The sequence below is a fragment of the Paenibacillus wynnii genome (assembly GCF_000757885.1).
GTDB lineage: Bacteria > Bacillota > Bacilli > Paenibacillales > Paenibacillaceae > Paenibacillus_AQ > Paenibacillus_AQ wynnii.
Map to the genome: position 1 here is coordinate 730,141 of NZ_JQCR01000002.1, position 14,233 is coordinate 744,373.

The following is a 14,233-nucleotide window of genomic DNA, read 5'->3' on the forward strand; positions in this document are numbered from 1 at the left end:
TTCTCCCAGCCCCCTTAATTCACCTATGAGTCCTTCCTAGTTAGATAAGACATCCCTGCCATGTCAAACTTAAGATGAACAGGCAGGGATACACCTAAAACGGATGGACTAGTTGCGAAGCTTATCCAAGAGTACGGCAATTACAATGACAAGACCCTTTACAATCATTTGCCAATAAAAGTCAACATTCAGTAGCGTTAGACCGTTACTTAAAACAGCCATAATCAATACGCCGATAATCGTTCCTTGAATTCGGCCTACCCCACCTACAAAGCTCGTTCCTCCCAAAATAACAGCCGCAATGGCATCCAGCTCAAAGCTCACGCCAGCATTCGGTTGACCAGAGATGACGCGACCGGCCATTACCACCCCAGCGATACCGGCCATCAGACCGCTAATGGAATATACGTTAATCAATGTCTTCTCCACTTTAATTCCCGTTAAGCGGGCGGCTTCTTCATTACCGCCAATGGCGTAAACGTGGCGACCAAACATCGTATATTTTAAAACAAAGAACATAATGACATATACGACCATCATAATGTAGATGGGTGTCGGAATACCAAGAATGGAACCCGCACCGAAAAAAATGAAAAACTTATTCTTAAGCACCAAAGGCAAACCACCGCTAATAACAAAAGCGACGCCCCGGAGGTATGTCATACTACCAAGAGTAACAACAAAAGCAGGCAGCTTCGTAACCGCTGTAAAATACCCGTTAATTACACCGGCAAAGTATCCTGTTCCAATTCCAGCAAGCATCGCTATTAGAGGAGGGAAGCCCGCATTAGACAGCATTACGGAAATAACGCCAGATAATGCAAGGGTAGAGCCAACCGATAGATCAATCCCTCCGGTAAGGATAACTACGGTCATCCCCGCAGCCAGTATCGCCGTAATGGAGGACTGTTTTAGGATATTCAGGACATTATTAACCTCTGTAAAATAAGGAGCGAATAAAGCCATGATGATACAGAGTAATATCAGGATAATCAGCATGCCGAGCTGATTCCAGACCGGCAGAACCTTCTGCTTCAACGATACGGAATTACCCGATGAGAGTTGTGTATTTGGATTCATTTTTTTATCTCCCCTGTTGCAAAATACATTATTTTTTCCTGGGTTGCTTCTTCTTTGGACAGTTCTGCCTTCAGCTTCCCTTCATGCATTACGAGAATTCGATCGCTTACTCCAAGGATCTCAGGGAGCTCCGAAGAAACCATCAGCACCGCTAGTCCTTTTTCCGCTAACTCGCATATGATTTTATGAATCTCAGTTTTCGCCCCTACATCTACTCCACGTGTAGGCTCATCCAGCAGCAATACTTTCGGTCCGATGGATAACCAACGGGCAATAACGATCTTCTGCTGATTTCCTCCGCTAAGGCCCATTACATTCTGCTCAATGGAGGCTGCCCGGACACCCAGATCCTTCATATACTTGTTGATCTCTGCGTTCATGCTCGCATATTGAAGAACTCCACCTTTGCGGTAAAGATGCATCTGGTTCATAATCATGTTCTCTTTGACCGAAAGATTGGGGAATAAACCTTGTTCCTTTCTGCTCTCCGGTACGTGTGCAATGCCATGCTTCATCGCTTCAATGGGCGACTTTATGTTCACCGGCTTGCCGTTCAGCTTGATTACTCCGCTTGTCATTTTACTGATACCGAATATGGCTCTAATTAGCTCCGTCCGTCCTGCACCAACTAAACCTGCCAATCCAACAATCTCTCCGGGATAGATTTTCAGGGAGATGTTCTTGACAATCCCCTTATCGCATACGTCGATGAGTTCTAGAACAGGTTCTCCCTGTGGAGTGACCAGCGGGGAGAACTTTTTCTGGAAAAGGTCGTTTAAATCTCTACCGACCATTTGCTTAACAAGCTGTTCAGGATTGGTTTCTGCAATCGGGTGACTGGAAATCCATTGACCGTCGCGGAGAATCGTACACCGGTCTGAAATCTTGAAAATTTCATCCATCCGGTGAGAGATATAGACGATAGCTACACCTTTTTCCCTTAGATCGTTAATGATGACAAATAACTTGTCGATCTCTTTATCAGTCAATGAAGCTGTAGGCTCATCCATAATCAATACTTCAGAATTAAATGACAGTGCCCTGGCAATCTCTACAATTTGCTGTTGGGCAACACTCAGTTCGGATACTCTGAGCTTTGGATTTAAATCAGAACCAATCGATTCCAGGACTATTTTCGTTTTTTTGAAAATCTCATCCCATTGCACAAGGCCCAGTTTATTCTTGGGAAACTTGGTCCCCATAAGTATGTTTTCGCCGATCGTCAGATTCGGAGACAAGCTTATCTCTTGATGAATGACGCTGATCCCTTTCCCTCTTGCTTCAAGCGGGCTGTGCCAAGCCATTTCTTCACCTTTATAAATAATCCTGCCGGAATCCGGGCGATAAATGCCTGCCATAATCTTCATCAGCGTTGATTTTCCAGCACCGTTCTCACCCATTAAGGCATGGACTTCGCCTTTGCGCAGCTCCAGATTAATATTGCGGAGTACTTGTACACCTGAAAAGGATTTATGAATAGCTTCCATGCTTAGGATGATATCTTTCGAACAGTCTTCTTTGGACGTCCGGTATAATTGTGAATCTACTGCAGAAGACACAGTCAATTCCTCCTTCACTCCCATATTGCCTCATTTTGAATTTGGATCTATTCTGGTAAAGCAGGTGGTGCCCTAAGGAAGGACACCACCTGAGCTACCTTTTACCAGCCTCTGTAAGAATCCACGTTGTCTTGAGTAATCAGTTCTACCGGAATCAGAATTTGCTGTTCTACTTTTTCACCATCAAGAATTTTAATGCCGATTTCAACCGCTTTCAGAACCATTTCATTAGGGAACTGGGCAGAAGTTGCTGCGAAGGCTTTCTTTTCTTTGAGTGCATCAACAGCTTCGGGTGCACCGTCAACCCCTACGATAAAGAACTCGTCGCCTCGTCCTGCTTGCTCTGCAGCAATTTTTACGCCCACACCTTCAGGGTCATTGATAGCGAATACTGCATTGATATCCTTATTGGCTTGAAGGATATTCTCCATAACGCTCAGAGCCTTCTCACGGTTTCCTTCTCCGTTTTGCTTGGAAATTACTTTAATATCAGGGAACGCTTTAATACCTTCTTCAAAGCCTTTAATTCGGTCTGTTACAGCGGATACCGGGGGACCGTCAATAATAACAATATTGCCTTTTCCTCCAAGACGATCAGCAAGATACTGTGCTGCCAGTGTTCCGGCCATCACGTTATCAGACATAACTACAGAATCAATTCCACCATCAGCAGAACCATCCACACAGATTACCGGGATGCCGGCAGTTTTGGCTTGCTGAACGGCTGCCGCGATGCCTTTGGAATCAAAAGGGCTCAGAAGGATAAGGTCTACTTTTTTGGTAATAAAGTCTTCGATTTGTGCCGTTTGCTTAGCGAGATCCTGATCTGCACTTACAGTGATAACTTCGGCATTATATTTGGTCGCTACTTCTTGAGCGCCTTTGGACATTGCCACAAAGAACGGATTGCTAAGTGATGGCACAGTCAAACCTATTTTGAGCTTCTTTGCTTCCTTAGCCGGTTCCGTAGTTGCAGCTGTATCCGTTGTATTCGCCGCTTTATTCTCTCCTTTATTGTTCGTAGCTGTATTATTATTTGAGGAACAAGCGGACAGCACGACTAGAAGAAACAAAGAAATTAGGATCATTAAAGACTTAGTATTTTTCAAATGGAATACCTCCAATAGTTTTTATAAAAGCGTTTTCATTAAGTATAATTATGTGACCTATGCAGTCGAAATCAACCATGAGTGAATCAGGACGATATCTATTTAGCCGTAGACCGTCGAATTCGCTCCTTATAAGACACCTCCCCTTTTTATAACTTCCGATGCCCCCTGAATCTCCTATCACTTTAATCTTCCTGACCACCCCCTTAAAGTAATAATTCCAGTAGAAGCGCTTACATTAAGACGTTATAAACGAAAGTTAATATTACCCAGGGAATGCCTGTATTGATCATTTGTGCTCATTTATGATTACTAAGTACTATTTAATCGATTACCTTATTATAATTTGAATTATAATCCGCTTGTTTTGTACTGTCAATTAAAAAATGAGCAAAAACATTCATTCAACTATTAAGAAGTTTTTCTATTTCTGCAAAGTCTGGAATGGAAGGGATTGCTCCTTTTTTTGTAGTCACGAGTGCACCTACTGCATTGGCGAACTGTACTGATTCTAGATAATCCACCTTTGTAAAATGGTTCAATGGAGTATTCCTACTAAGCACCTTATATAGGAAGCCTCCAAAAAAGGCATCACCTGCTCCTGTTGTATCGATGGCCGTGACCTCAAAACCAGGAACAAGAGCGGACTCCCCCCTCAAACCGATAAAACAACCCTGTTCACCTAGAGTAACCAGAAGTACCTGAAGGTCAAATTGATCTAATAGGATTAAAGAACCCTTATCTAAGTCGCTTGTTCCCGTCAATAGTTCTAATTCTTCATGAGAGATCTTCACTATATCCGCTAATAGAAGGCCTCTATGAATTGCCTGTATAGCAGACTCCTCATCTTTCCATAGTGCTGCTCTATAATTGGGATCATAAGAGATTAGTGCTCCATTCTTTTTAGCATGTTTGCAAGCGGTTAAAGTAGCTGTTGCCGAGGGTTCATGAGTCATTGAAAGGGATCCGAAATGGAATATCTTAATACCTTCTAATTGTTCTAAATTAACCTCAGAAGCTTGAAGCATCATATCTGCTCCCGGATTTCGATAAAAGCTGAAGTCTCGATCTCCGTCTTCATCTAGATGAACGAAGGCCAGGGTTGTTCTGACATCCTCAGAGAACACAATACCTTGTGTATCAATGCCACACTCATTCAAGGTAATTTGCAGGTACTTACCGAACTGATCCTGCCCTACTTTTCCAATAAAGGCTGTTGATACTCCAAGTTTAGCCATTACAGCCAGAACATTTGCAGGAGCACCCCCAGGATTTCTCTCAAACCTTATATTTCCGTTCTCGGATAAGCCCGCTGGGGTAAAGTCCACTAATACTTCACCTAAAGCTACAACATCTGCCATTAATAATAGAACCTCCTCATATTGATTATTCAACATCAATAAATCTTGTTAATCGATTACGCAATCGATTAATCACTCGAATTATATGTTCTAACATCAGTTGTGTCAATTGAACTTTACAAAAAAAAGGATATTCCTAGCTCAACGGCTAGATAATATCCTCATTTACTTATAAAAATATTACTTACCTTGTTCGATGGGAGAAATGAATTCCCCAACCTCAAGCAATGGCGGATTGACCTGCACCGATTCAGGGTATTTAATGCCTGCCCCAGTATTAAGCACTACTACTCTTTCCCCTTCTGTGATCCAGCCTGCAAGCGCTAGCTTACGTGCAGCGGCAAAGGCTGCTGCCCCTTCGGGACAAATAAACGCGCCCTCCAGACGAGCGACCTTTTCTTGCTCGACGCTCATCTCTTCGTCAGAAACGGCGACTGCAGCCCCTTCCGTCTCGTAGATAGCCTTCAACACCAGAAAGTCCCCCAGTGCCTTCGGTACGTTAATCCCAAAAGCCGCTGTAGTCGAATTCGGCCAGAACTCAGAGCGTTCCGCCTTCTCCTCCCAAGCTTTAACTATTGGCGCACAGCCCTCTGCTTGCACAGCAACAAGTCTCGGAAGCTTGCCCTCCACCCAGCCGATTTCCTGCAGTTCCTGCAATGCTTTATAAATACCAATAAGCCCAACCCCGCCGCCTGTAGGGTACAGAATTACATCCGGCATTTCCCAGCCCAATTGCTCGGCAATTTCAATTCCCATCGTTTTCTTACCTTCAATACGATACGGCTCTTTTAATGTTGAGGCATCATAAAGTCCGTTTTGCCCAACCTCCTGCGCAACGATCTTCCCGGCATCGCTAATCAACCCGTTCACCAAGTACAACCGGGCCCCGGCCAATGCCACCTCGCTGCGTGTAATCTTGGGAGCATCCAGAGGCATCACTATCGTTGCCTCGATCCCTGCCCGGGCAGCATAAAGTGCCCAAGCTGCTCCGGCATTACCATTAGTAGGCATCGCCAGCTTACGGACGCCGAGCTCTTTTGCCTTGGATACTCCAACCGCCGCCCCGCGTGCCTTGAAGCTGCAACTTGGCACAAGGCTTTCATCTTTCATGAGCAAGGTGGTTATTCCATAGTCCTCCGCTAGCTTTGGCAGCTCCAGCAGAGGTGTCATACCTTCACCTAGGGTCACAACATTCAAAGGATCACTAACCGGTAGCAGCTCATGATACCTCCATAGGTCTGCTTTTCTACTCAGAAGATCCTCACGCTTCAACTCCTGTTTAACCCGATCCAGTTTATAACGAACCAGCAGCGGAGAACCGCAGACACAAAGCTGTTGTATATCATTAGCATCATAGGTCTCGCCGCATTGCGGACAATCTAAATGAGATAAATAACTGAAGTTCATATCAATCCCGCCTTTTCTGATATATTCATACCGTTCCAACCCCTTAACTATGACTAGGCTTTGCAACATTTTCAATGCTTTTTGCGTCATGATACAATATAAAGAAACTAAAGAAGGTGCCCGTCGTGTTCCACCCCACTGTCTTCGATAATGTAAAGTATGCTTTTGAAAATCAGATCTATGATTTGGACAATCTGGATGGGATTATTGAAGTTACAGATCGCGCAGATCTGCTGGATTTGGCCCTGATGTCCAGAGAATTCAGGGTTTCCTTCAAATTGAAGGATAGCGAAAAAGTAACCTCCCAAGTTGTATTACTTTCCTCTATAAAGGATTTGGGTGATGAGATTCTGGAGGTTCCCGGAGCTTCTCCCGGCTGCACGCTGCTGCTCAGATTTTATATGGAAGTCGAAGATGAAAGCGATCAATGCGAGGACATTCAAAATACACTGTTCGCCATTTGGGGCCCGGATCTACAGCCGATTCAGACCTTGAGTTTCATCTACGAACAGGAACAAGAAACCTGTAACAATACCATTGAGCTTAAGTTCAAACGCCAGATTAATGAAGATCAGATGGAGGATATTCCGGAGCTGCTGAAGCATATGATTCAGAGTGCAGAAGAGCTGGAAACCCTCTAAACTGAATTAGACAGAATGATACCTTTGAGATTGGGGTGGGTCAAAAATGAACTTTATGCCTCCTGTAAAAAGCAAACGCTGGTCCATATGGTTTGGAGTTTATGGACTGGTACTGTGGCTGCTGCTGATTCTCTATCGATTTGCTTTTCTGGGTCAGAGCATGGACATCATTATAGTGCTTCGCTTTGCACTCTTTGCCTTTGTAATCTCCGGTATCCTTAACGGTTTCGGATGGCTGGGTGCGCGCTACTTGTGGCTGCTCTCCACTGCTGGCATTATGCTCGGGATGATATTAATGTACGCCTACACTTCAAGGGATTTGTCAGGCTGGGAGGATCTCGCCGGTTTCCTGACCTTTGTCGTGTTTATGGTTGGAGGATTTGCAATCGGTTTGTTGGTCGAAGGGATTAATTTGATTATGAAGCGGCAGCGCAGGAACCCGTAGCTGTGACCTACCATTCTCATTAAAATTCTTCTCGTGAACTACCCTCCACTTAAACCAAAGGTTTTGAAGTGGGGGCTTCGAAAGAAAAAACTCTTTCTCTTTTATTGCTGATTCATCCACAGAGCCAACGCCCCATGTCCTCAGCCTTGAATTTGCGGTGTCCCTACCGCTATATATTTTGTTGTTACTTACGCGGTCAGTTTTTGACCAAGGAGCCCTATGCCGTATTGTTTAAGATTAAGTGCGGCATTGTGGTCTCTGTGCTTTTTTAAGCCGCAATGTGGACACAAAAATACACGGTCTGATAACTTTAAGTGTTTGTTTTTGCCTCCGCACTCGCTGCACAATTTACTTGAAGGAAAGAACTTATCAGCGATGATAAAGTGTTTTCCTTTTTTCAAGGCTTTGTATGTAAGCATATTTCGGTACATCCCAAAGCCATTATCGTGCAGTTTTTTACCGAGCGACAGGCATTGTGCCAAGTTACTCAAATCCAAGTCTTCTACAACGATTGCATCATAATCATTGGTCTTCTGATTACTTGCTTTATGTAGAAAATCTTTTCTTTGATTCTTAGCTTTTTTCATTACATCTTGGTACTCCGATAAGGTCTTTTTATAATTATTTGAATAGATAATCTTCCCCTCGGAGCCCAGTGAAGCAGCATTTTTTTTACGGGCAAGAGACTTGTTCAGCCTACGCTGTCGTTTTTCAATTATTTTATGGTAACGTGGATATTCAGCTGCTTCACCATTGCTGTCCACATACAATTCGGATTGGCTATAATCCAATCCAATGACTTTTTCTGGATTGATTTGTTCGATAGGTTTTTCACTTTTGAACGGAAAATCAACCGACAACGAAACGAGATATTTCGTTCCTTCTCTACGGATAGTTGCTTTTTTTACGACTCCACCAACGGGTAGTTCGCGATGGAGATGAATTGCAATTCCATCTTGAAACTTTGGAATGCGAAGCAAATAACCGTTGTCGTTTTCATTTTTAACGACGCTAATATTGCCGTTTGTTTGATTAGTTGTATAACTTAGCTTACCTTGCTTCTTACTGTGAAATTTAGGTAAGCCTTTAATATCGCGAACATTCGGTATGTAACCCTCATTTTTGATTTTATATCGAATTGATTTTTTAAATTGAATTGGTTTTTTCGCATACTGCTCGTTGTACTTTTTAATAGCTGCCGTAAAACGCATTTTTGCGTCGTTATATACAAAAGAATCATTCGATTTATCAAGAAAATCAAACTTATTCGTAATCGTCGTGTAGTTTGGAACTTTGTACGAAATGCGTCCGCCGGTGTATTCAATAGATTCAAGGTACTCATACAATCCAGCAACATACTCGTTGTACACTTTACGTTCGCAACCGAATGAACGTTCAAGCCTGGGTTGTTGTTCTTTGCTTGGAAACACAGCATAACAAAAGCCATAGGTTACCCAATCTTCTGGCAATTCTTTTTTAGTTCCTTTAATGTAATTTCCATTTTTGTCGTTTGCCATCAGTCAGGACCTCGCTTTCCAACTATTTCAGAACAAATGTTTGTATAACCATTGTACAAAATTTCCTGCAAAAATTTCAATAGGCACGACTTTTTTATTTGTTGCTCTGAAGCAAGAAAAAATTTAGACCGCCCTATCCATCCCCCACCTACCTTTGGTTGAGGAAGAGGAGTTCCGGGCAGTTTGTTAAAGGTGTTGTTACCGTGTCCAATTCCTTCCTTACCAAAAATGCGCTCGCCCATTCGTTAAAAAGCCTTATGGAGCATACACCGCTCAATAAGATTTCCGTCAAGCATCTGGTGGATGATTGCGGATTGAACAGGCAAACCTTCTATTATCATTTTCAGGATATATTCGATCTGCTCGGCTGGATTTATAAGACTGAAGCGGTCGAAAGCATTGCTCAATATCGGAGCTACAATACGTGGACGGATGGATTTTACCGTATCTTCTGTTATATCGAAAGAAATAAAGCCTTCTGCTGCAACACTTTGGATTCCCTGGGTCGAAACCATCTGGACGCTTACCTGTACGAAGTGACGAATGACCTCATTATGGGTGTCATTAATGAACTGGCCACGGGACTTGAGGTCAACGGCGAAGATAAACGGTTTATTGCGAACTTCTATACGCTGGCATTCACCGGCCTCATGATCCAGTGGATGAGAAACGGTATGAAGGATGAACCGAAACTGATCATTACGAAGCTAAGCGGGCTGATTGAAGGAAACTTCCTGAAAGCCTTGCACACATACGAGAAACGACCGTCGTAACCTCTCTGTTCGGCGGTTTTTTTGTAGCTCATTAGTTTGGATATGGCGTGGGTTGGGTTGGGTTGGCCAATTATAGGGAATAAAACCCTCTAATTGAACGTTTGCTTCTCTTAAACATAAATTAGATGGATTTTTTCCGTCTAATTTTGAGATATACAAGGATATATGCCCCATTCGAGGGGAAACGGCAGAATTAGTGGGATAATTTCCCTCTAAAAGCTCAAACGGTGGTCATTACTCAGGATTAGAGGGATTTTTTCCCGCTAAATTAAATGTTCCCGCGCTCAAAGTTTGAGAAGAGGTGTTCCAACAACTCAGATTAGCCGAAGATCGTGGAGTTCTGTTATATCGAGATCGTGGAGTTCTATTATATCGAGATCATGCTCATTGTCCGACATCAGAGTTCAACCAAACTATCGCATATTTTGTCTAAAAGCTAGACACTTTCCCTCAAGTGACCAAAAACCTTACACTCCGGAGGTTTTGATTATACCCCCTGCGTCGGCCTTGTATTACATTAGGGTCATGAAACAGCAATCAGTAACCTTGGAGGCGACAATCGTGAAAAAAGAGTACGGTAATCAACAGGTTTATTTTGTGGGCGGCGGAATTGCATCACTTGCGGGTGCAGCTTACCTCGTCAGAGACTGTGACTTTCCGGGACAGAACATTCACATTATTGAGGAAATGAAAATTCTCGGCGGCAGCAACGACGGTGCAGGCGATGTCGAGGAAGGTTATGTTATTCGAGGCGGACGGATGCTTAATGATGAAGCCTATGAGAATTTATGGGAGCTGCTCCTGACCATTCCTTCAATCGATCATCCGGGGATGTCCGTTAGAGAAGAAATTATAGCCTTTGATACCGCCAACCCGACGCATTCCAACGCCCGGCTCGTAAACAGCAAGGGCGAAGTTGAAGATGTTCTGTCTATGGGCTTCGATATGGCTGACCGGATGGCATTGGGTAAGCTGATCCTTACTCCTGAAGATAAAATGGGCAAAGCGCGGATTAACGACTGGTTCGCACCGCACTTTTTCGAGACCAATTTCTGGTATATGTGGGCAACTACTTTCGCGTTCCAGCCTTGGCACAGCGCAGTTGAATTCAAAAGATATATGATCCGCTTCATTCATGAATTCCCAAGAATACAGACCCTAGAAGGGGTAACTCGCACTCCTTATAACCAATACGATTCCATCATTCTGCCGATGCACAAGTATCTTGAACCCTTCGGCGTAGACTTTACTCTTAAATGCACAGTAACAGACCTCGAGTTTAAAGACGGCGACGGCATTACCGTGACTAAGATGAACGTGCTGCGGGAAGGCGTAGAAGATGTAATCCATGTGAACGAGGGCGATCTCGTAATCGTCACAAACGGTTCCATGACTGAGGGCTCCAGTCTCGGCTCCATGACTTCCGCCCCACAGTTGAACGGTAAGGGAAGCTCATGGAAACTGTGGGAGAACATCGCTGCTAAGAAGCCGGGCCTCGGCAATCCTTCTTCCTTCGATGACCATGTAGACGGATCTAAATGGGAATCTTTTACCGTGACCTTCCAGGATTCCAAGTTCTTCGATCTAATGGAGAAGTTCTCGCGTAACCGTGCCGGGACCGGTGCTTTGGTAACCTTCAAGGATTCCAGCTGGTTCATGTCTATCGTATTGGCCTTCCAGCCGCATTTCCGCAACCAGCCGGAGCATGTGAAAGTATTCTGGGGCTACGGACTGTATCCGGATAAGGTCGGCGATTTTGTGAAGAAAAGAATGTGTGACTGTACCGGGGAAGAAATTATGGAAGAGCTGATCGGGCACCTTCATTTCGAAGAGCATAAGGATGAAATTATGGCTACCGCCAACTGTATCCCTTGCATGATGCCTTATATCACCTCTCAATTCATGCCTAGATTAAACAGTGACAGACCGAAGGTGGTTCCTGAAGGCTCTACAAATCTGGCGTTCGTCGGGCAGTATTGCGAAATTCCGGATGATGTAGTCTTTACTGAAGAGTACTCCGTACGGGCTGCCAGAATTGCAGTTTACACCCTGCTTGGTATCAACCGACCGATTGAACCGATCAACCAGCATCAATTCGATGTGCGAACGTTGTTTACGAGCTTTGTTACTTCTTTTAGATAAAAGGTGCATGTCAAAAAGGCGAAAGCATGAGGAGTCCCTCTGCTTCGCCTTTTTCATTACATTTAAATGCCGCAAGAGCCGTCCGAGCAGCCGTCATCGGAAGAAGCTTTTGAAGAATCAGTCCCTACTAACTGCAAACCTGGAGCCTTCTGCTCCTCCGCCCATACGGTATCCAGAACCTCCGTGAATACAGGCCCGGGTTGTGCACCCGAAATCGCATATTTATTATTAACTACAAAGAACGGCACGCCTGTGACTCCCAGACGCTGTCCCTCCTCAATATCTCCGTTTACTTGATCGGCATAAGCATCCGATTCCAGCATATCGAGCGTTTCTTGCTCATTTAAACCAATCTCACCAGCCAACTGTGTCAGTACAGACCGATCCCCAAGATTCACCGAATCCGTAAAGTATGCACGCAGCAGCCGTTCCGTCATTTCTGCACCTTTCCCCTGCTTAGTTGCATAGTGGGTTAATCGGTGGCTGTCGAAGGTGTTAGTGGGCACAATGCTGTCGAATTGAAAATCCAAACCGACACCTCTAGCCTGCTCCGCCAGTTGTTCATTCATCGCTATGGCTTTATCTCGGGTCATTCCGTACTTAGCCGCAAGCATATCATGGATATTCGGGTTTCCATGCACTTTTGCCGAAGGATCTAATTGAAAGCTGCGAAAAACAACTTCCACCTGATCGCGATGCGGGAACTGGCTTAATGCATTTTCAAGTCTTCTTTTACCTATATAACAGAACGGACAGGCATAATCGGACCAAATATCTATCTTCATGTAGTTAGCCTCCTATTATTCAATTACTAAATATTCGTCACTTACTATTATATAGTTAAATGAGCGAAATTACAAATTTCATTTCCTCTAAATGTTTCAAGTTTTGGACGTTGATCTTTCTCTAGTTATGCTGTAGTTTTATGCGAGTAGCGTATAGATACTATTGCTGTATACAGGGAGAGATATTCATGGAGGTCCAATCACAAGAGAAACATAAAAACTGGCCGATTGTTCTGCTGCTTCTGCTTATGTACGTTATTGTGGCGATGAGCGACAACTTTAAGGGTATTTTTGTTCCGCTGTTTAAAGAGGATTTTGGCGTTAGCAATACGCAGATTGGTTATGTTCTAACGGCCTGCCTGTTTATGTATGCCCTGTTTCAATATATCGGCGGGATTTTAATTGAAAGATTCGGCTATAAAAAAATCATTTCACTCGGCATCATTATTTCTATGGGCGCATTAATTCTTCTGGTGACCTGTAAATCCTTCTTGGTTCTTATCATAGGCCTATCGATATTAAACTCAGGAATCGCCATGTTCAATGTTGGGGTAAATACTTTAGGACCGGTCATGACAGTGGCTTCAACAGCTGTACTTATGAATTTTGTTAATTTCTCCTATGGAACCGCTAACACAACGATGCAGCAGGTCACGGGAAGTCTGTTGAAAAAAGGGGTTCAGTGGCAAACTTTTTACCTTGTTATGCTATTCTGCTGTGCGGCCCTGTTCATTTATTTGCTGCTGCTGCGAATTCCTTATAAGCCGCAAACCGGAGGAGGCAGCTATAAAAAAAGGGAGTTGTTTCGCAACAAGCTGCTGTACTTTTATATCGCGGCCATCGGCTTTTATGTAGCTGCAGAATATGGCATCGGTAACTGGTTCGTTAATTATATGAGTGAAGAATTCTCTCTGGATGCGGAGCGCAGGGCGCTTTATATGACCTTATTTTTTGGCCTAATGACCTTTGGAAGAATCTTCGGTGGCTTTATTGCCGACAAATTGGGCTATTTCCGCAGCATTCTTATTTATGGGTCCATTGCTTCGGTTCTGTGTATCATGGGAATTTCGTTGGGAAAAAGCGGATTGATTCTATTCGCTGCTTCCGGTCTATTCTTCTCCCTGATCTATCCTACTCTGATGAGCACAATCCGCGGAACCTTTAAGGAAGGTGCCTCCTATGTGACCGGGTTAATTCTGATGTGCGGCACACTGATTGCCATGGCGGTGAATCTGCTAATCGGCATCGCCAATGACAGCATTGGTGTATACTACTCCTTCTATATCGTAGCCGGGTGTCTGATACTCAGTACCTTAGCCGTATTGCCAATACGAAAGTGGGCCGTGCTCATTACTTCCGAGTAATTTACTAAATAAAAATCAAACTGCTAAAGACTTACTCGTTGGGAGTGTGG

The 14,233-nt window shown here is 43.9% G+C and carries 12 protein-coding genes; 5 read left to right on the forward strand and 7 right to left on the reverse strand.

From position 1 onward, the window contains the following. Positions 1-108: 108 nt before the first annotated feature. The 5 genes from PWYN_RS05870 to PWYN_RS05895 form a co-directional block, all read right to left on the reverse strand. Positions 109-1,080, reverse strand: coding sequence for an ABC transporter permease subunit (locus PWYN_RS05870; RefSeq protein WP_036649437.1), 972 nt, complete (start codon positions 1,078-1,080; stop codon positions 109-111). Beyond that, a complete protein-coding gene (locus PWYN_RS05875; RefSeq protein ID WP_338049178.1) occupies positions 1,077-2,639 on the reverse strand; it encodes a sugar ABC transporter ATP-binding protein in 1,563 nt (520 codons plus the stop codon). The genes PWYN_RS05870 and PWYN_RS05875 overlap by 4 nt, the downstream gene beginning before the upstream one ends. A gap of 101 nt (positions 2,640-2,740) precedes the next feature. Continuing rightward, positions 2,741-3,748: an ABC transporter substrate-binding protein gene (locus tag PWYN_RS05880; RefSeq protein ID WP_036649438.1), complete on the reverse strand. Its 1,008-nt coding sequence runs from the start codon at positions 3,746-3,748 to the stop codon at positions 2,741-2,743. Positions 3,749-4,152: 404 nt separating this feature from the next. After that, positions 4,153-5,109 (reverse strand): carbohydrate kinase family protein, encoded by a 957-nt coding sequence (locus tag PWYN_RS05890; RefSeq protein WP_036649442.1) that lies wholly within the window; start codon positions 5,107-5,109, stop codon positions 4,153-4,155. Positions 5,110-5,289: 180 nt separating this feature from the next. Continuing rightward, entirely contained in the window at positions 5,290-6,516 is a 1,227-nt protein-coding gene (locus tag PWYN_RS05895) for a threonine synthase (RefSeq protein WP_036653368.1), read from the reverse strand. A gap of 125 nt (positions 6,517-6,641) precedes the next feature. Here PWYN_RS05895 and PWYN_RS05900 point away from each other — a divergent pair, with 125 nt between their 5' ends. Together PWYN_RS05900 and PWYN_RS05905 are read left to right on the forward strand one after the other, a co-directional pair. Then, positions 6,642-7,157 (forward strand): hypothetical protein, encoded by a 516-nt coding sequence (locus tag PWYN_RS05900; RefSeq protein ID WP_036649444.1) that lies wholly within the window; start codon positions 6,642-6,644, stop codon positions 7,155-7,157. A gap of 46 nt (positions 7,158-7,203) precedes the next feature. Continuing rightward, positions 7,204-7,602 carry a hypothetical protein gene (locus PWYN_RS05905; RefSeq protein ID WP_036649446.1) on the forward strand — a complete coding sequence of 133 codons (399 nt, stop codon included), beginning with the start codon at positions 7,204-7,206 and terminating at the stop codon, positions 7,600-7,602. Between the two features lie 188 nt (positions 7,603-7,790). On the opposite strand, the gene PWYN_RS05910 is transcribed toward PWYN_RS05905, so the two are convergent. Next, positions 7,791-9,119 (reverse strand): RNA-guided endonuclease InsQ/TnpB family protein, encoded by a 1,329-nt coding sequence (locus PWYN_RS05910; RefSeq protein WP_052087785.1) that lies wholly within the window; start codon positions 9,117-9,119, stop codon positions 7,791-7,793. 203 nt (positions 9,120-9,322) lie between these two features. Here PWYN_RS05910 and dhaS point away from each other — a divergent pair, with 203 nt between their 5' ends. Next, a complete protein-coding gene (dhaS, locus tag PWYN_RS05915) occupies positions 9,323-9,892 on the forward strand; it encodes a dihydroxyacetone kinase transcriptional activator DhaS (protein WP_036649447.1) in 570 nt (189 codons plus the stop codon). A 561-nt stretch (positions 9,893-10,453) separates the two neighbouring features. Further along, entirely contained in the window at positions 10,454-12,034 is a 1,581-nt protein-coding gene (locus tag PWYN_RS05920; RefSeq protein ID WP_036649448.1) for an oleate hydratase, read from the forward strand. Between the two features lie 62 nt (positions 12,035-12,096). Here the strand turns inward: PWYN_RS05920 and PWYN_RS05925 are convergent, their stop codons facing one another. After that, the gene (locus PWYN_RS05925; protein WP_036649450.1) at positions 12,097-12,819 is read right to left on the reverse strand and encodes a DsbA family oxidoreductase; all 723 of its coding nucleotides are present in this window, start codon (positions 12,817-12,819) and stop codon (positions 12,097-12,099) included. Between the two features lie 188 nt (positions 12,820-13,007). On the opposite strand from PWYN_RS05925, the gene PWYN_RS05930 reads away from it, so the two are divergent. Next, positions 13,008-14,183: an MFS transporter gene (locus PWYN_RS05930; RefSeq protein ID WP_036649452.1), complete on the forward strand. Its 1,176-nt coding sequence runs from the start codon at positions 13,008-13,010 to the stop codon at positions 14,181-14,183. Positions 14,184-14,233 lie beyond the last annotated feature (50 nt).